The 18,880-nt window shown below is 63.6% G+C and carries 13 protein-coding genes; 8 read left to right on the top strand and 5 right to left on the bottom strand.

The genetic code is table 11. From position 1 onward, the window contains the following. The first annotated feature begins 77 nt into the window (after positions 1 to 77). The 5 genes from AC0L2V_RS16010 (at position 78) to AC0L2V_RS15990 (ending at position 8,084) form a co-directional block, all read left to right on the top strand. Positions 78 to 1,331, top strand: coding sequence for a sarcosine oxidase subunit beta family protein (locus tag AC0L2V_RS16010; RefSeq protein ID WP_473508847.1), 1,254 nt, complete (start codon positions 78 to 80; stop codon positions 1,329 to 1,331). Between the two features lie 16 nt (positions 1,332 to 1,347). Then, positions 1,348 to 1,620, top strand: a complete 273-nt coding sequence (locus AC0L2V_RS16005; RefSeq protein WP_473508848.1) for a sarcosine oxidase subunit delta — start codon at positions 1,348 to 1,350, stop codon at positions 1,618 to 1,620. Positions 1,621 to 1,849: 229 nt separating this feature from the next. Next, positions 1,850 to 4,828 (top strand): sarcosine oxidase subunit alpha, encoded by a 2,979-nt coding sequence (locus AC0L2V_RS16000; protein WP_473508970.1) that lies wholly within the window; start codon positions 1,850 to 1,852, stop codon positions 4,826 to 4,828. Next, positions 4,821 to 5,450, top strand: a complete 630-nt coding sequence (locus AC0L2V_RS15995) for a sarcosine oxidase subunit gamma (protein WP_473508850.1) — start codon at positions 4,821 to 4,823, stop codon at positions 5,448 to 5,450. The genes AC0L2V_RS16000 and AC0L2V_RS15995 overlap by 8 nt, the downstream gene beginning before the upstream one ends. A gap of 264 nt (positions 5,451 to 5,714) precedes the next feature. After that, on the top strand, positions 5,715 to 8,084 hold the full coding sequence (locus tag AC0L2V_RS15990) for a DUF1989 domain-containing protein (RefSeq protein ID WP_473520574.1): 2,370 nt from the start codon (positions 5,715 to 5,717) through the stop codon (positions 8,082 to 8,084). A gap of 164 nt (positions 8,085 to 8,248) precedes the next feature. Here the strand turns inward: AC0L2V_RS15990 and AC0L2V_RS15985 are convergent, their stop codons facing one another. The 4 genes from AC0L2V_RS15985 to AC0L2V_RS15970 all read right to left on the bottom strand — a co-directional run bounded on the left by AC0L2V_RS15985 (position 8,249) and on the right by AC0L2V_RS15970 (position 15,225). Then, complete coding sequence (locus AC0L2V_RS15985; protein ID WP_473514805.1) at positions 8,249 to 9,742, bottom strand: aldehyde dehydrogenase family protein; 1,494 nt, start codon at positions 9,740 to 9,742, stop codon at positions 8,249 to 8,251. Positions 9,743 to 9,998: 256 nt separating this feature from the next. After that, entirely contained in the window at positions 9,999 to 13,154 is a 3,156-nt protein-coding gene (locus tag AC0L2V_RS15980; RefSeq protein ID WP_473514806.1) for an efflux RND transporter permease subunit, read from the bottom strand. A gap of 248 nt (positions 13,155 to 13,402) precedes the next feature. Further along, positions 13,403 to 14,542: an efflux RND transporter periplasmic adaptor subunit gene (locus AC0L2V_RS15975; protein ID WP_413468478.1), complete on the bottom strand. Its 1,140-nt coding sequence runs from the start codon at positions 14,540 to 14,542 to the stop codon at positions 13,403 to 13,405. Between the two features lie 74 nt (positions 14,543 to 14,616). After that, on the bottom strand, positions 14,617 to 15,225 hold the full coding sequence (locus AC0L2V_RS15970; RefSeq protein ID WP_091599945.1) for a TetR/AcrR family transcriptional regulator: 609 nt from the start codon (positions 15,223 to 15,225) through the stop codon (positions 14,617 to 14,619). A 229-nt stretch (positions 15,226 to 15,454) separates the two neighbouring features. Between AC0L2V_RS15970 and AC0L2V_RS15965 the strand changes: the two genes are divergently transcribed. Together AC0L2V_RS15965 and AC0L2V_RS15960 are read left to right on the top strand one after the other, a co-directional pair. After that, positions 15,455 to 15,808 carry a VOC family protein gene (locus AC0L2V_RS15965; protein WP_091599833.1) on the top strand — a complete coding sequence of 118 codons (354 nt, stop codon included), beginning with the start codon at positions 15,455 to 15,457 and terminating at the stop codon, positions 15,806 to 15,808. Positions 15,809 to 15,878: 70 nt separating this feature from the next. Next, positions 15,879 to 16,772, top strand: coding sequence for a PhzF family phenazine biosynthesis protein (locus tag AC0L2V_RS15960; RefSeq protein ID WP_473508857.1), 894 nt, complete (start codon positions 15,879 to 15,881; stop codon positions 16,770 to 16,772). Positions 16,773 to 16,935: 163 nt separating this feature from the next. Here AC0L2V_RS15960 and AC0L2V_RS15955 read toward each other — a convergent pair whose 3' ends face one another. Then, on the bottom strand, positions 16,936 to 18,459 hold the full coding sequence (locus AC0L2V_RS15955) for an MFS transporter (RefSeq protein ID WP_473508859.1): 1,524 nt from the start codon (positions 18,457 to 18,459) through the stop codon (positions 16,936 to 16,938). 92 nt (positions 18,460 to 18,551) lie between these two features. On the opposite strand from AC0L2V_RS15955, the gene AC0L2V_RS15950 reads away from it, so the two are divergent. Further along, a complete protein-coding gene (locus AC0L2V_RS15950) occupies positions 18,552 to 18,791 on the top strand; it encodes a VOC family protein (RefSeq protein WP_473508861.1) in 240 nt (79 codons plus the stop codon). Positions 18,792 to 18,880: the final 89 nt, after the last annotated feature.

Raw genomic sequence — 18,880 nt, 5'->3', positions numbered from 1 at the left:
AGTGTGAAGCGGTTTTCGGACGATTCCGATGCGTCAAGAATGGTCCTGCGCGGCGCGAGCGACCTCGGAATAGAACCATGAAATACTCGATCTTCTCCCTCGCCCGTGCGGCATTTTCCGGTCACAAGAATTGGCAGCGCACCTGGCGCGACGCCAGCCCGAAGGACCGCTACGACGTGGTGATCATCGGCGGCGGCGGCCACGGCCTGGCGACGGCATGGTTCCTCGCCAGCGAATACGGCATCAGGAATGTCGCCGTGCTCGAAAAGGGCTGGATCGGCTCCGGCAATGCCGGCCGCAACACCACCATCATCCGCTCCAATTACGGGCTGCCCGGCAATACCGGCTTCTACGAGCTGTCGATGAAGCTATGGGAGCGGATGGAGCAGGACCTCAACTACAACACGATGGTCAGCCAGCGCGGCGTCATCAACCTTTACCATTCCGATGCGCAGCGCGACGCCTATGCGCGGCGCGGCAACACGATGCGCATCAACGGCATCGATGCCGAACTGCTCGATCTTGCCGCGGTCAAGAAGATGATGCCGTTCCTGAACTTCGACAATGCCCGCTTTCCCGTGCAAGGCGGCCTGCTGCAGCGGCGCGGCGGCACAGCACGCCACGACGCCGTGGTCTGGGGCTACGCCCATGCGGCGAGCGCGCTCGGCGTCGACATCATCCAGAACTGCGAGGTGACCGGCTTTGGGCGCGACGCCAACGGCAAGGTGACCGGCGTCGAGACATCGCGCGGCACAATCAGCGCCGGCAAGGTCGGCATGGCCGTCGCCGGCAGTTCGTCGCGCGTCGCGGCGATGGCTGGCCTGCGGCTGCCGATCGAGAGCCATGTGCTGCAGGCCTTCGTTTCCGAGGCGATCAAGCCGCTGATCCCCAATGTCATGACCTTCGGCGCCGGCCACTTCTATGTCAGCCAGTCGGACAAGGGCGGGCTGGTCTTCGGCGGCGATATAGACGGCTACAATTCCTATGCCCAGCGCGGCAACATGCCTGTGATGGAAGACGTCTGCGAGGGCGGCATGGCGCTGATGCCGATGATCGGTCGCGTGCGCCTGTTGCGCCAATGGGGCGGCATCATGGACATGTCGATGGACGGCTCGCCGATCATCGACAAGACGCCGGTGGACGGGCTCTATCTCAATGCCGGCTGGTGCTATGGCGGCTTCAAGGCGACGCCCGGCTCCGGCCTTGTCTTTGCCCATCTTCTGGCCCGCGACGAACTGCACAAGGAGGCGGCGCGCTTCCGCCTCGACCGGTTCCGGCGGGGCGCTGTCATCGATGAAAAGGGCGTCGGCGCCCAACCGAACCTGCACTGAGGACGGCCCGAAAAGCATGCGTATTGTCTGTCCCTTCTGCGGCGAACGCGAACTCGGCGAGTTCACCTGTCTCGGCGACGCCAAGCCGCTGCGGCCGGCAGCCGGTGGCTCGGAAGACGAAGTGTTCGACTATGTCTATCTGCGCGACAACATTGCCGGCGAGACGAGCGAACATTGGTACCATGGCGGCGGCTGCCGGGCCTGGCTGAAGATCACCCGCAACACGCTGACGCACAAGATCTCCTCGGTCGAGCCGGCGGCGGGCGTCGGGGCGAGGCAGGCAAAATGAGTATTCTTAGCCAACTCAGCGCCGCCCCTCATCCGCCTGCCGGCACCTTCTCCCCGTATGGTGACGGGGAGAAGGGAGATGGCCGCAACCTCGGCGCCCTTCCTGCTACGCTGGAGATTGGCGAAACCCTCAGTGAAGGCGTCCTTCTCCCCGTCACTATACGGGGAGAAGTGCCCGGCAGGGCGATGAGGGGCAGCGCGACGCTCGTGCATGGGGGCCGGGCATCGTGATTTCCAGCCAACCCAATCGTCTGCCATCCGGCGGTCTCATCGACCGCTCGTTGCCGCTGAACTTTCGCTTCGACGGCAAAACCTTTGCCGGCTTCCAGGGCGACACGCTGGCCTCGGCGCTGATCGCCAATGGCGTCAAGCTGGTCGGCCGCTCGTTCAAGTACCACCGGCCGCGCGGCATCCTGACCGCGGGCTCGGAAGAACCCAACGCACTGGTCGAGCTGCGCAACGGAGCCCGGCGTGAGCCCAACACCAAGGCGACCACCGCCGAACTTTATGACGGTCTGGAAGCCGCCAGCCAGAACCGCTGGCCGTCGCTGCGCCACGATCTGATGGCGGTCAACCAGCTGTTCTCACCGATGTTCGTCGCCGGCTTCTACTACAAGACCTTCATGTGGCCGGCAAAATTCTGGGAAGCAGTCTATGAGCCGGCGATCCGCCGCGCCGCTGGTCTCGGCCGCGCCGCGGGCGTTGCCGATCCTGATCATTACGACAAGATGTGGGCGCATTGCGACGTGCTGATCGCCGGTTCCGGCCCAGCCGGGCTGGCGGCAGCACTTGCCGCCGGCCGATCTCGTGCCCGCGTCATCCTGTGCGAGGAAGATTTTGCGCTTGGCGGCCGCCTGCTTGCCGACGGCGGCACGATCGACGGGGTGCCCGCAGCCGAATGGATTTCGCGCACGCTGGCCGAGCTCGCCTCGCTGCCCGATGTCCGCATCATGAACCGCACGACACTGTTCGGCGTCTATGACGGCGGGACTTATGGCGCCATCGAACGGGTCAACGATCATCTGCCCTCGCCGCCGGAGCATCAGGTGCGCCAGCGCCTGTGGCGGATCGTGGCAAAGCGCTCGATTGTTGCCGCCGGCGCCATCGAACGGCCGATCGTCTTTGCCGGCAACGACACGCCCGGCGTGATGATGGCTTCGGCAATGCGGAGCTATATCGCGCGCTATGCGGCAACCCCGGCGAAGCGGATTGCGCTGTTCACCAACAATGACGATGGCTGGCGCACGGTCGAGGCGGCACTCGGCGCCGGATTGCAGATCGCTGCCGTCGTCGATGCGCGTCCAGACGTATCGGCCGCGCATCGCGCGCTTGCCGCCAAAACCGGCTTTGCCATTTTGAACGGTTTCGTCAGCGGGGTGGACGGCGGCAAGGACGGTGTCAGGAAAATCTCGATATCTCTGGCAGGCGGCGCACGCGCCGAGGTCGAAGCCGACGGGCTTGCCGTTTCCGGCGGCTGGAACCCGGCGGTCGGGCTGACCTCATGCCATCGCGGCCGGCCGAAATGGCAGGACGATATATCGGCCTTCGTGCCGGACGGCGCGCCTCCCGGCATGGTGGCCGCCGGTGCCGCCAACGGCGCTTTTGGGCTCGGCGCCTGCCTGCGCCAGGGGTTTGCCGCCGGTGCGGCAGCGGCTAAGAACGCCGGGCACAGCGGCAGTGCCGGCACGCCGCCAGTCGCCGAAGACGAAGCGTTTTCGCTGACCCCGCTCTGGCATGTTGCCGGCAAAGGCAAAGCCTTTGTCGATTACCAGCATGACGTCACCGCTGCCGACATCGAGCTGGCGCAGCGCGAAGGCTTTGAATCGGTCGAGCACCTGAAACGCTATACGACGCTCGGCATGGCCACCGACCAGGGCAAGACCTCGAACGTCGCCGGCCTCGCCATCATGGCGGCGCTATCAGGCAAATCCATTCCCGAGACCGGCACGACGATCTACCGTCCGCCCTATGTGCCGGTCGCCATCGGCGCCTTTGCCGGCCATCATCGCGACGAAAACTTCCATGCTACAAGGCTGACGCCGTCGCATCACTGGGCAGTTGAACAGGGCGCGGTGTTCATCGACACCGGCCTGTGGAAGCGGGCGCAATGGTATCCGCGCGCCGGCGAGAAGGACTGGCTGGAAACGGTCACCCGCGAGGTCAACGCGGTACGCGGCGGCGTCGGTTTTTGCGACGTCTCGACGCTCGGCAAGATCGATGTGCACGGACCGGATGCCGGCGCCTTCCTCGACCGCGTCTACATCAACACCTTCTCCAATCTTGCCGTGGGAAAAGCCCGCTATGGGCTGATGCTGCGCGAGGACGGCCTGGTCTATGATGACGGCACCACGTCGCGGCTGGCCGAGGATCACTATCTCCTGACCACCACGACCGCCAAGGCCGGGCCGGTGATGCAGCATCTCGAATTCTGCCGGCAGGTGCTGTTTCCTCAATTCGACGTGCAACTGACGTCAGTCTCCGACCAGTGGGCGCAATTCTCGATCGCCGGGCCGAAGACCCGGGACCTGCTTCGCGAAATCGTCGATCCGGCCGAGGATTTGTCGAACGAGGGCTTTCCGTTCATGGGCGCGCGGCAAGTCGCGCTTCGCGGCGGCATCAGGGCGCGGCTGTTCCGCATTTCGTTCTCCGGCGAGATGGCGTTCGAGATCTCCGTTCCGGCCCGCTACGGCGACGCGCTGGTGCGCAACCTGATGATAGCCGGCAAACAATACGGCGTAACGCCCTACGGCACCGAGGCGCTCGGCGTCATGCGCATCGAAAAGGGCCATGTCGCCGGGCCCGAGCTGAACGGCACGACGACGGCGGTCGATCTCGGCTTGGGCAAGATGATGTCGACCAAGAAGGATTTTGTCGGCCGCGTCATGGCCGGACGCGAGGCGCTGGTCGCACCGGATCGGCAGGTCGTGGTCGGCATCAAGCCGACGGACAGAGCGCGCCGCCTGCGCTCCGGCGCGCATGTCATCCCGAAGGCCGAGATACCGGGTCCCGACAACGATCAGGGCTATGTCACCTCGGTCTGTTTCTCGCCGACGCTTGACCAGTGGATCGGGCTCGCGCTTGTCGAACGCGGCCGCGAGCGCATCGGCGAGATCGTCCGTGCGCATGACCCCCTGCGTAGTGAGGACTATGACGTCGAGTTGTGCAACCCCGTCTTCTACGATCCGGATGGAGGGCGCCAGCGTGGCTGAGTTTTCGTGGCTTTCTCGCAGTCCGCTGGAGCATGTCCTTGTCGTGGGCGCCCATGGCGCGCGCGACGTCGCGCCGGGCATTTCGTTCACCGAGATTCGCAATTTCGACCTGATCCAGGTGATGGCGCGGCGCGGCAAAGGGGCGGAACTGGCAAACGCCGCCAAGGCCCGTTTCGGCATGGCGGCTCCGGATCTGCCGAAGGCGGTCGGCACGGCGGATGCGACGCTGATCTGGTCGGGACCGGACCAGTTCTTCGTCCTGTCCAAAGCCGGCAAGCATTCGGCCGAGGCGCTTGGCTCCGCTTTCGCCGGCTCGGCCTCGCTGTCCGACCAATCGCATGCGCGGGCGCTGATCAGCCTATCCGGGGAAAAGGCGCGCGCGATGCTTGCGAAGCTGTCGTCGATCGACCTGCACCCGGCGGCGTTTCCGATCGACGCCGCTGCCGCCACATCGATCGACCACACCGGCGTCAATCTCTGGCGTGGCAATGACCGGCCGGACGGGCAGGCGGTGTTCAATCTTCTGGTGTTTGCAAGTTTCGCCGAAAGCCTGTGGCACACGATGCTCGACGCAGCCGCCGAGTATGGCGTCGACATCGGGTATTCAGGGGAGTTGGGGTAGCGGTTGCCTCTTCCCTTCTCCCCTTGTGGAAGAAGGTGGCCTCGCGAAGCGAGGTCGGATGAGGGGTGTTCCAGCTTGACACCGACAGCATTCCGTCCAACACCCCTCTTCCGTCTCGGCGCTACGCGCCGATCCACCTTCTCCCACAAGGGGAGAAGGGGGAGTCCCACCACCTTCGCCTTGCCAAACCGACAAGCACTGCTATTCTTGCTGATAAAATAATTTTACGTACAGGCAAACTTGTTTCTTGAGACCCGGGTCGAGATGAGCCAGTCGCCCTACCCCGCCGTCGCCGCCGGACCGCCACGACCGAGCCTGATCCTGCGGCCCGGCCAGATGGCGCTGCCGGCCGGCATGGAACGCTATTCCGTTCAAGGCAATGGGGCGGTGCTCATCGATGTCGAGGCCGGCGATACCGTCAGCGTACGCAACGTAGAAGGCGGGCAGGCCTGCGAGCTGCTGGCATGGGACAGCAGCGGCGTGCCTGATGCCGGCATTTTCGGCGAGAAATCGAACAGCAATGCCGCCGGCATCAAGGCGCTGCTGGCCGATGGCGACGACAGCCTCGCTTCGTTGCGCCGGGGGCTCGAGCGACGCCAGGTGCAGTTCGATCAGGCAAAGGCGGTTCGCATCTTCGGCGGCGCCACCCCTGCCGGCACCGAACAGGGTTTTGCCGTCGCTCGCGACGGCTCGATGCTGATCGCCGCCCCGGGCGGGCCGATGCCGGTCGACGGCCACGACACGGCGACGCCGCTCAACGTCATCGTTCGCCGCGCCACGATCCGTCCGGCGGCGAAGTCCAGGCTTGGCGACCCGCTGGCCGACCCGGTGCTCGATTTGCGCGTCCATTCGGCGACCGCGGAAGCCTACTTCGTCAAGGCGGGTGACTATCTGCAGATCATCGATGTCGACGGGCGCCAATGCACCGACTTCCAGTGCTTTTCGGCGCGCAAGCTCGACAAGGGGCGCGACCATCCGCTCGACGTGACGACGACCCGCACGCTGATGGGTTCGAGCTATCCGATGCCAGGCCTGCATTCGAAATATTACGACCAGGACATGGAGCCGCTGGTCGAGGTGGTGCAGGACACCTGCGGCCGGCACGATGCGTTCGCGCTCGCTTGCGCCGCCAAATATTACGACGACATCGGCTATCCCGGTCACCCCAATTGCTCGGAGAACTTCAACCACGCGCTCGCCGACAAGGGTGTAACTCCTCGCGCGGGCTGGATGGCGATCAATTTCTTCTTCAACACGGCGATCGACGCGCATGGCGTCATGGTGTCGGACGAGCCATGGTCGCGGCCGGGCGACTATGTGCTGCTGCGGGCACTTACCGACATCGTTTGCGTGTCGTCCGCCTGTCCCGACGACACGACGCCGGCCAATGGCTGGAACCTGACCGACATCCATGTGCGGACCTATTCCGGTAAGCATAAATTCTCGCGAGCGATCGCCAGACGCATGACGCCCGATTCGGAACCGAAAATGACCCGCGAGACATCATTTCATTCGAGCTTTGCCAAGCACACCCGCAACTTCGTCGAGTACAGGGGTTATTGGCTGGCCAATTCCTTCGCAAAAGAGGGCCCTATCGACGAATACTGGGCGTGCCGGCAGGCCGCCGTCATCATGGACCTTTCGCCGCTGCGCAAGTTCGAGGTCACCGGCCCGGATTCGGAAGCGCTACTGCAATACACGCTGACCCGTGACGTGAAAAAACTCGGCGTCGGCCAGGTCGTCTATTCCGCCATGTGCTACGAGCATGGCGGCATGATCGACGACGGCACGCTGCTCAGGCTCGGCAAGGACAATTTCCGCTGGGTCGGCGGCGACGATCTTTCCGGCGAATGGCTGCGCGACACCGCGACGCGCCTCGGCCTCAACGTGCTGGTGCGCTCGTCGACCGAGCAAATGCACAATGTCGCCGTACAGGGACCGAAGAGCCGCGACATCCTGAAGGAGATCATCTGGACCTCGCCGCTGCAGCCGTCGATCGAGGAGCTCGAATGGTTCCGATTCGCCGTCGCCCGCATCGGCGGCGGCAACGGCATTCCAATCGTCGTCTCGCGCACCGGCTACACCGGCGAACTCGGCTACGAGATCTGGTGCCACCCGCGCGACGCCGAAAAGGTGTTCGACGCCATCTGGGCGGCCGGCCAGCCGCATGGCTTGAAGCCGATGGGGCTGCAGGCGCTCGACATGGTACGCATCGAGGCCGGGCTGATCTTTGCTGCTCACGAATTTTCCGACCAGACCGATCCGTTCGAGGCCGGCATCGGCTTCACCGTGCCGCTGAAGAGCAAGACCGACGATTTCATTGGCCGCGAGGCGTTGATCCGGCGCAAGGAAAACCCGCAGAGGAAACTGGTCGGCCTCGACATCGACGCCAATGTCGCGGTCGGGCATGGCGATTGCGTCCATGTCGGCCGCGCCCAGATCGGCGAGGTCACGTCCGCCATGCGCTCGCCGCTGCTCAACAAGACCATCGCGCTGGCCAGGCTTGACGTCACCCATGCTGCGATCGGCACCGCGGTCGAGATCGGCAAGCTCGACGGCCACAGCAAGCGGCTGCCGGCACGCGTCGTGACTTTTGCCCATTACGACCCGCAGAAGACCAGGCCGCGGTCCTGATCTTGCCTTCTCCCCTTGTGGGAGAAGGTGGATCGGCGCGTAGCGCCAAGACGGAAGAGGGGTGTTGGCCGGAGTGCCGTCCGTGCCAAGCTGGAACACCCCTCATCCGACCTCGCTTCGCGAGGCCACCTTCTCCCACAAGGGGAGAAGGGAGAGCCGCGTTTTCAATCGATCTTGATGAACACGCCCTTGGTGTTGAGATACTCGTCGAGGTGCTCGGCACCGCCCTCGCGGCCGTAGCCGCTCATCTTGTAGCCGCCGAAGGGCACGGCCGGATCGATGGCGTGATAGGTGTTCACCCAGACTGAGCCGGCGCGGATTTTTCGCGACAGCTGGTGGGCGGTGGCGACATTGCGGGTGAAGACCCCGGCGGCAAGACCGTAGGGCGTGTTGTTGGCACGCTCGACCGCCTCATCGAGCGTATCGAACGGCAGCGCCGAAATCACCGGCCCGAAGATCTCCTCGCGCGCGATCCTCATGTCGTCCGAGACATCGGCAAAGACGGTCGGCGCGACGAAATTGCCGGCGGCCAGCGCACCTTCCATGAGGCGTTGACCGCCGGTGACGAGGGTCGCGCCCTCCGCCGCGCCGGCCTCGAGATACGAGGCGACCCGTTGCAGCTGCTTTTCGGAGACGAGTGGGCCGATCTCGGTCGCCGGATCGATGCCGTCGCCGATCCTGAGACCCTTGGCATAGGTCGCCAGCCGCTCGACGAATTCATCATGGATGGAGCATTCGACGAACAGGCGCGAGCCGGCGATGCAGATCTGGCCGGAATTGGCGAACACCGACATCGCCGCCACCGGCACCGCCTTGTCGAGATCGGCGTCGGCGCAGACGATGACCGGCGACTTGCCGCCAAGCTCCAGCGAGACGCGCTTGAGGTTGCCGGCCGAGGCGCGGACGATCGACTGGCCGGTTGCCGTCGAGCCGGTGAAGACGATCTTGTCGACGCCCATATGCTCGGCAAGGGCGGCGCCTGCCTCGGCGCCGGTGCCGGTCACGATGTTGACGACGCCTGGCGGAACGCCGGCCTCGTTCATGATGTCGGCGATCAGAAGCGGCGTCAGCGGCGCCTCTTCCGACGGTTTCAGCACCACGGTGCAGCCGGTCGCCAGCGCCGGTCCGATCTTCCAGATCGAAGCGGCCGTCGGGGCGTTCCACGGGATGATGGCGCCGACGACGCCGACCGGCTCCTTGCGCGTAAAGGAGACGATTTCGCCCGGCAGCGAGTTCTCGATCGTCTCGCCGTGCAGGGAGGTCGCCATGCCGGCATAATAGCGCAGCATGCCGATAACACGATTGCGGTTGGCCAGGGTGCGCACGATCGGCATGCCCATGTCGGTGGTGTCCGAGCGGCTGATCTCCTCCCAGTGCTTTTCGAAGAGATCGGCGATCCTGAGCAGCAGCACCTGCCGCTCATAGGGTTTGTACCGGCTCCACGGCCCGTCGAAGGCCCTGCGCGCTGCGGCCACCGCCAGCTCAACATCCTGGCGGTCGCCGCGCGGCACCGTGGCAATGACCGCGCCGGTGGCCGGATTGCGGGTCTCCATGATCCTGCCAGAGCGGGCGTCGACCCAGGCGCCATCGACGAACATTTTGCGGTGGCGTCCGTCGATCGGCCGGCGCAGCGCCACCGGTGCCTGAGCTATGGTCATGACGTCCTCCTCCGGCGCGCGGTAGCCTCACTTGAGATTAATTATCGATCTCGGCGCCGCCCCTCATCGCCCTGCCGGGCCCTTCTCCCCGTATAGTGACGGGGAGAAGGGGCTGGCCGCACGCTCGGCGCTTTTTTGCAGCGCTGGAGATTGGCGAAATCCTTTGCGCAGGCGTCCTTCTCCCCGTCACTATACGGGGAGAAGATGGCGGCAGCCAGATGAGGGGCGGCGCCAACCTGCGCGATTGCCTCGACCGCTATTCGGCCGCCAGGGGCAGTTGCGGCTGGTCATCGTTTTCCGCCAGTTTCGGCTCGGCGGCCGGCGCCGCGTCCTCGACCTTCTTGCGCTCCCGGCCGAAGAACAAGGCATAGCCTGCCGGAAGGACGAGGATGGTCAGCACCGTGGCAACGAGGATGCCGCCCATCATGGCATAGGCGAGCGGCCCCCAGAAGACGCCGCGCGAGATCGGGATCAGCGCCAGGACCGCCGTCAGCGCCGTCAGCATGATCGGCCGGAAACGGCGGACTGCCGAGCCGATGATGGCCTCCGAGCGTTCCATGCCGGCTGCGATGTCCTGGTCGATCTGGTCGACCAGGATGATCGAGTTGCGCATGATGATGCCAAGCAGCGCGATGACGCCGAGAATGGCGACGAAGCCGAACGGCGCGCCACTGATCAAAAGTGCCGCCGCAGCACCGATGATGCCGAGCGGACCAGTCGCCAGCACCAGCATCGCCTTGCCGAAATGCTGCAGCTGGATCATCAGCAGCACGACGATGACGGCCAGCATGATTGGAGCTTTCGCAGCAATCGAGGCCTGGCTTTCGGCCGAATCCTCGGCGCCGCCCTGGATCTCGATGTTGTAGCCAGGCGCCAGACCGTCCCGCAGGCCCTGCATCTCGCTGTACATCTTCATGACGACATCGTTCGACTGCACGCCGTCCGGCAGCGTGGCGCGCACGCTGATGGTCGGCAGACGGTCGCGGCGCCATTCGACACCTTGCTCCAGCACCGGGACGACCTTGGCGACCTGCGACAGCGGCACGAAGCCACCGAAATCCGTCGGGACAGAGATCGAGTCGACCGCCGACAGCAGGTGGCGGCTTGCCTTCGGCTCGCGAGCGACGATCGAAACCGTCTCCTCGCCATCACGGAAATCATCGAGCGGCGCTCCCGACATGGTCGCCTGCAGCATCTGGCGGATGCGCTGCGAGGTGACGCCGAGCGCACGGGCGCGATCCTGGTCGATCACCAGCTTCATCTCCGGCACCGGCTCGAGCCAGTCGTCGTGGACGGCGCCGAGCAGCGGATTTGCCTGGAACTTCGCCTTCACCTCGTCGGCGATGCGGCGCACCTCCTGGCGATCCGGGCCCATGACGCGCATCTGCACCGGCCAGCCGGTGGGCGGCCCGAGGAACAGGCGGTCGACCTTGGCACGGACCGACGGGAAATCCTCGGCCAGAATGGTGCGCAGCTTGACGATCAGCCGTTCGCGGGCCGGTTCGTCATTGGCCATCACCAGAAGCTGGGCAAAATTCGGATTGCGGAGCTGCTGGTCGAGCGGCAGGAAGAAACGCGGAGCGCCCTCGCCGATATAGGTGGCGATGAAGCGCTTGTCCTTGTCGTCCATCATCCTGGTTTCGAGCGCCTTGGCCTGCGTCTCGACTTCCTTGATGCTGGTGCCTTCCGGCAGCCAGAGGTCGACAAGGATTTCCGGACGCGACGACTGCGGGAAGAAATTCTGCGGGATGAACTGGAACGCCCACAGGCTGGTGACGAAGGTCACCAGCGTCATGACCAGCACGATGATGCGGTGGCGCACGGACCAGCTGACGGTGGCGCGAAGCCGGCGATAAAAGCGCGTGTCGAAGACATCATGATGGCTGCCGGCGTGTTTTCGCTGCTTGAGGATCATATGACCAAGCCACGGCGTGAAATAGACCGCCACGAACCAGGAGACGACCAGCGCGATGCCGACGACGTAGAACAGCGTGCGCACATATTCGCCGGCCGTCGAAGCCGCGAAGCCGACCGGGATGAAGCCGGCGGTGGTGATCAGCGTGCCGGTCAGCATCGGGAAGGCCGTCGAGGTGTAAGCGAAGCTCGCCGCCTCGATCTTGACCATTCCTTCCTCGAGCTTGCGTTCCATCATTTCGACGACGATCATCGCGTCGTCGACAAGCAGGCCGAGCGCGATAATCAGCGCGCCAAGCGAAATGCGCTGCAGATCGATGCCGATCTCGTACATGATGGCGAAGGTGGCGGCCAGAACGAGCGGAATGGTGATTGCGATCACCAGACCCGAACGCCAGCCGATCGTCAGGAACGAAACGACAAGCACGATCAGCAGCGCCTCGCCGAGCGCCGTCATGAACTCGCTTACCGCGTCCCGCACGACTTCCGGCTGGTCGGCGATCTGATCGACTGAAACGCCGTAAGGCAAGGCCTCTTCGAAGCGGTGATAGGTCGCCTCGACCTCCTTGCCGACATCGGTGACGTTGAAGCCCTTGGCCATGACGACGCCGACCTGGACGCTGTCCTGGCCGTTGAAGCGGTATTTGCGCTGATAGGGATCCTCGAGACCTGTGGTCACGGTTGCGATGTCGCCGAGGCGCGTCACCTGATTGCCGGCGCGCAGGCGAAGTTCGCGGATGTCGGCCGCCTCCGTCACGCTGCCTTCGACCGAGATGCGCACAGAGCGCTGGCCGGTGTCGACCGAGCCTGCCGGATCGACATTGTTCTGGCCCTTGATCGCGTTCTGCAGATCGGTGAGTGTCAGGCCGCGCTCGGCAAGCACCTTGGACGAAACGTCGATATAGAGTTTTTCCGGCTGGTCGCCGATGATCACGGCCTTCTCGACGCCGGGCGTGGTCAGCAGCATGTCACGCGCCTGGATGGCCAATTTCTTCAGCTCGGGATAGCTGTAGCCATCGCCGCTGATCGAATGCAGGGTGATGAAAGTGTCGCCGAATTCGTCGTTGAAGTAAGGCCCAAGCAGCCCCTGGGGCAGCTCATTGGCGATATCGCCCACCTTCTTGCGGACCTGGTAAAAGGCATCCGCGACCTGGGTCGGATTGGTGTCGCCTTCCACCTGCAAGGTGATGATGGCGCTGCCGGCGCGCGTATAGGAACGGACGAAATCGAGATGCGGCGTTTCCTGCAGCTTGCGCTCTATCTTGTTGACGACCTGGTCCTCCATCTCCTGGATCGAGGCACCGGGCCAGACCGCCTGGACGACCATGACGCGGAAGGTGAAATCCGGATCTTCCTTCTGGCCCATGCGCATCAGGCCGAGCGCACCGGCAACGATGATCAGGCCGAACAGGAACCGCGCAATGCTCGGGTGCCCGATCGCCCAGCGCGAAAGATTGAAGGGCCGTTTTTTATTGGTGTCGGTGGTGTCGGTGGTCATAGCGCCAGTCCATCTGTCTGATCGTCAGCGCACGCACATGGCATGCCCACGGAGCTTCTAGTGCTGGCTTCCGGGCGGCGAGGCTTTCCGAGCGGAGAGACACTCATCGCGGTGGGGCGCCAGGATCGATGTCGGGGGGTACATCGACCTGACGTCTCGACAATCGGGCGCCTGCCGCCCGGAAACCGTGAACCGCTTGACCTCGCGGCTTGCGCCGATGCGAGGAAAAGCCGTTTTCTGCCTGGCCGTCAGCGCACGCGCTTGACGGCGTCGCCATCATCGTCCGCCGATGCGGACTGTTGCACCGCATCGCCGGCCAGCTTGACTTTCAGATTTTCGGTCATGAATTGCGTGCCCGCCGCAACGACGACATCGCCGGGTTTCAATCCTTCGGCAACATGCACGCCGTCGGCGGTGAACTCGGCGACCTTGATCGGACGCGCATGGACGGTCTCGCCGTTGCGGTCCACGGTCCAGACGATCTGCTGGCCGTCCTTTTGCGCCAGCGCGCTCAACGGGATCGATACGCTTTGCAGGCTGTTGTTGGCGGCCGAAGCCTCGATATTCGCGGTCATGCCGAGAAGCACGCGCGGATCGCTGGGCAGGCTGACGCGAACGGCAAAGGTACGCGACTGCTGATCGGCGCTGCCGGCGACTTCACGGACCTTGCCGTCGAGCGTCAGCGCTTCGTCGGACCAGAAGCTTGCCTTGACGTCCTTGCCCGGCTTGAACTGGGCGATATCCGTTTCCGGCACGGCGATCAGCACTTCCTTTTCGCCATCGACGGCAACGGTCACAACCGGCGTGCCGGAGCCGACCACCTGACCGACATCGGCGGTGACTGACGTGACGATGCCATTCCTGTCCGCCTTGAGGTCGGTGTAGAGAACCTGGTTCTTCGCCTGGTCAAGCGCTGAACGGGCGGAATTGCGGGTGGCGACCGCCTGATCATAGCTGAGCGTCGCCTGTTCGAGCTGCGATTTCGAGGAGAACTTCTTGGCAAACAGCTGTTCGGCACGACGGCGGGCAAGGCCCGTTGTCTCGACCTGCCGCTCGGCGGCCTCGAGGCTGGCCTCGGCGCTGTTGACCGAAAGGTCGTAGTCGGCGGGATCGATGCGGGCCAGAACGTCGCCCGGCTTGACGCGCTGGCCGATGTCGACCAGGCGCTCGGTGATCTTGCCGTTGATGCGGAAGCCGAGATTCATCTCGGTGCGGGCACGCACCGATCCGGAGTAGGAGAGCTCACGGGTATCGTTCGCCTTGGCGATCTCGACGACCTTGACCGGCCGGACGATGTCCTTGACTTCCACTTTTTCTTGCGAGCAACCGGCGAGCCCAAGCGCCGCGACGACGACCAGAGCCGGACCAATGGCCGGCAGCCTGTTCATGATGGATTTGGACAAAGACACTTGCGTACTCCCGAACTGGAGATGGATTGTCGACGCCCGGCGGACGCCGCCGGTCATTTCTTCAAGGCCCTGATGGCAAACTCGATAAGCTCGTCCGGCATCGCCCGGTTGTTCTTGGCAAGGCACTGGGCGACCATCTGCGGGTGACACAGGGTGATGATAGCGGCGCCGAAACACCGCGAAGCGACTTCCGGGTCCTGGTCGGCAAACTCGCCGGCCGCGATTCCCTCGCGGATCACCTCCTCGACCAAGCCGCGGATCCTGTCGATATGCTTCTCGATGACATGCCAATCGCGCTCGATGGCGACGACGACCATTTCGTGCACCTTCTCCTGGTCGAGCATGGTGTCGCGGGTCCACTGATAGTGCGTTTGCACGTAGCGGCGCAGCCTGTCGCTGGCCGTTCCGGGACTATGGCAGGCGTCGTAGGTCAGTTGGTAGCAGGTAGCGAGCATACGGCCGCACACCGCCTGGTGGATTTCGACCTTGGAGGCGAAGAAACGGTAGATGTTGGCCGTCGACATGCCGAGTTCACGGGCTATGTCGGCGACATTGGTCTTGCCGTAGCCGTAGTGGCGGAACAGTCGCTCTGCGCAATCGAGGATGCGCGCGACATTCTCCTGCCGGACCAGGTCAGCCGTCGTGTCGAGGGTGTCATGCATCATGTATCAGTAGCTCATTACGAGTGACGAATTTTGAATTTCGTCACTCGTAATTCGAAATCGCCCGCCTGTCAACAGGTGATGTTAACCTTTCTGGGCGACGGGCGACACCTGTTGATACAACCTGGGCGTGAACAGCGTTAACGAAGCCTGCTGCGGGTCCCCGCAGCGCAGCAATGCGTTATCATCGAAGCTGTGGAGATACGCCAAGCTGTGAAGGAGACATGGAATGACCGTGCTGCGCATCGTCTCGAACATCGCAACAGACAGCATTCCGGATGTTCGGAAGTTCTATACCGACTTGTTCGGGCTCGATGCCGTCATGGATCACGGCTGGCTCGTCACGCTGGCGTCCAGCGAAACCACCGTCCCCCAGATCAGCATCGCCAGCCAGGGCGGCTCAGGCACCCCGGTGCCTGATCTGTCGATCGAGGTCGACAATGTCGACGCGGTTTATCTTCGCGCAAACGAGATCGGTTGCAGAGTGGTCTATGATTTGACCGACGAACCGTGGGGCGTAAGACGCTTCTTCATTGCCGACCCGACCGGCAAGCTGCTCAACGTGCTCTCGCATCTTCGGTAGAGATTGTTCTTTCGGTAGAGATTGTTCTGCAAACTGAACGGGCCCAATTGCGGTTCTCGGAGGAAAAACCATGAGCAGAACAATTCCATTTCATTTCGTCGATGTCTTCGCGGTAGAGCCGCTGACCGGCAATTCCCTTGCGGTGGTCGATGGCGGTGACGAGTTGGCGCTCGAGCTGATGCAGAACATTGCCCGTGAGTTCAACCAGTCCGAGACCACTTTTGTCCTGCCGGCGACCCGGGCGGACGCCGATTGGAAATTGCGCTCTTTCACGCCGAAAGGCGTGGAGGTTTTCGGCGCAGGCGGCCACAACACGCTAGGGGCCTGGTGGTGGCTCGCTGCGGCGGGGCGGCTCGAGCTGGGCGATGGCCCGACATGGTTTCACCAACAGATCGGCGACTTGGTATATCCATTGGCCATCTGGCAAAGCCAGGGAAAACTCGAAAAGATCATTATGCGGCAAGAAGCCCCAGTGGCCGGCCGGCAGATCTCAAACCTTGGTGCCCTTGCCGCGGCACTTGGCCTAAATACTGAAGAAATAACGGACGTCGTGCCTTGCCAGGTGGTCTCGACCGGTGCTGCCCATCTCCTTGTGCCAATCCGCGATCGCCAAGCCGTTGACCGGATTTCGCCTGATGCCAAACAGCTTTTCGACCTGCTCAACCAGATCGGCGGGGAAGGCTGCTACGTCTTCTCACTCGATCCACGGCAGCCCGAAACCACGGCGTATGCACGGTTTTTCAACCCGACTGTCGGCATTGCCGAGGATCCGGCAACCGGTACGGCGGCTGGTCCGCTCGCCGCACATCTGGTTGCACACGGTGTTGCGCAGCCCGGCGTCATCAAGGTCAAACAAGGCACGGCGCTCGGACGTACCAGCATCATCGAGGTCGATGTCGATGCCGGCTCGGTGAGCGTGTGTGGACGTGGCATCGTGGTGGCGAGCGGGGCGTTTTCGATCTAGTCGCTGACCGCGGCGGCCTTTGCGCCCATGGCCGAGAAAGGGTCTCGTCTTGACCTCCAGGCGATAGTCCGAAAATCGGCATGGGTTTCCTCCTCTGTTCCGTGTCGTGCTTAGGCCTCAGGGGTCGGTTGGTGTCGCAGCTTTTGCTGGCTGCTGCCCAGCCTCAGACCTGCCCCCGTACTTTTTGCAACAGGACCCCCGCAAGGATGGCCGCAGCCAGCGCCACCAACGCGCAGATACCGGCCGTCATCTGGAACGCCTGAGTGAACGCCTCCCGCGCTTTGCCGAGTAGATCGGAACCGAGCGTCTCCGGTAAGGCGATTGCAACTGCGACGGCGCCTCCAAGCGTGTCCTTGGCAACGCTGATTTCTTGTGCGGACACCCCATCCGCGACCATCCCGGTCACGCCGCTGCGATAGATGGCGGTGACGATGCTGCCAAGGATCGCGATGCCGAGCGCGCCGCCCAACTCACTGCTGGTTTCCGCGAGGCCCGAGGCCGCACCGGCTTGCCCGGGTTCAACGGTGCCCACGATGAGGTCGGTGGCCAAAGTGAACACCGGTGCAAGGCCCAGGGAGAAGACGCTGTAGCCTGTGACGATGACCGCGAGATCGGCTCGGCCGCCACTGCGGGTGAGAATAAGGAATCCCACTGCCGCGAGCGCAAGGCCGGCAGCCATCACATAGCCCGGGCGAGCCTTACCGACCGCGATCGGCGTCAGCATCGAACCGGCGATGAAAGCGATGGCGGAAGGCACCGTCCAAAGGCCCGCTACAAAGGGTCCCATCCCGAGCACCAGCTGCAGATATTGCGCGATGAAGAGAAACGAGCCGAACGCGACGAAGAAGCCGAGAACGTTGACCGCCAATGAAGCGCTGAAGGCGCGCGAGCGAAAGAGCCGCAGATCGACCAGGGGATTTTTCAGCCGTGGTTGACGCAAGACGAAAACGGCGCCGACAGCCGCGCCGAAGACAATGGCGAAGGCCGCCGCCAGGCCGAATCCATGTTCGGCGATTTCCTTGATGCCGTAGATCACCGAAAGCACCGCGGCAAGTGACAGCGCGGCGCTCAAGATATCGAGCCGACCCGCTTCTGGATCGCGATACTCGGGCAGGACCATCGGACCGAACACCAGCAGCGCGACCATGACCGGTACGGCCACGAGGAACACGGAACCCCACCAGAAATAGCTCAGCAGGATGCCCCCGACCAGCGGGCCGATGGCAGCGCCCGCGGAGAAGCTGGCGATCCAGACGCCGATCGCAACCGTGCGCTCCCTCGGATCGAGGAACATGTTGCGGATCAACGAGAGGGTGGACGGCGCAAGCGTGGCCGCGGCAATCCCGAGCAGCGCACGCGAGACGATCAACATTTCGGCGCTTGTGGAGAACGCCGCGAAGACCGAAGCAATTGCAAATGTCACCGCGCCGATCAAAAGCAATCTGCGGCGGCCGATGCGGTCGCCCAGCGTGCCCATCGTGATCAGGCATCCGGCAAGCAGAAAGCCATAAATGTCCACGATCCACAGAAGTTGCGAACTCGAAGGCCTCAAGTCTGCGCTCAATCGCGGCACAGCCAAATTCAAGACCGTCAGGTCCATGGAATAGAGCAGGCAAGGCAGCGCGATAACCGCGAGCCCCATCCATTCGCGCCGTGTAGCCCTGGGGCCCCGCTCCGCGTTCTCCATCAGAATGCTCCTCCTGCTAGATCTTCTTTCGTCGAGTCGGTTCTGTATCGAGGACGATCGGGAGGCACTCGATCCGACACGGAGTGATCTTTTTGCTCCGTTCAGCCGATCCAGCTGCTGCAAGGCACGTTGTTGAGTGCGGCTCAGGCACCCCGGTGGCTGATCTGTCGATCGAGGTCGACAATGTCGACGCGGTTTATCTGCGCGCGAACGAGATCGGTTGCAGAGTGGTCTATGATTTGACCGTAAGACGCTTCTTCATTGCCGACCCAACCGGCAAGCTGCTCAACGTGCTCTCGCATCTTCGGCAAAAAAATTGTTCACAATACTGAACGGGCCCCCATTGCCGGTTCCCGGCATGAGCGGCGGCTCAGGCTAAATTCTGATCTGTCGTGATCCTTCGCGCCCCCCTCTGTCCTGC

The sequence above is a fragment of the Mesorhizobium sp. WSM4814 genome (assembly GCF_055811595.1).
This window is presented reverse-complemented; position numbering and strand designations above follow the sequence as displayed.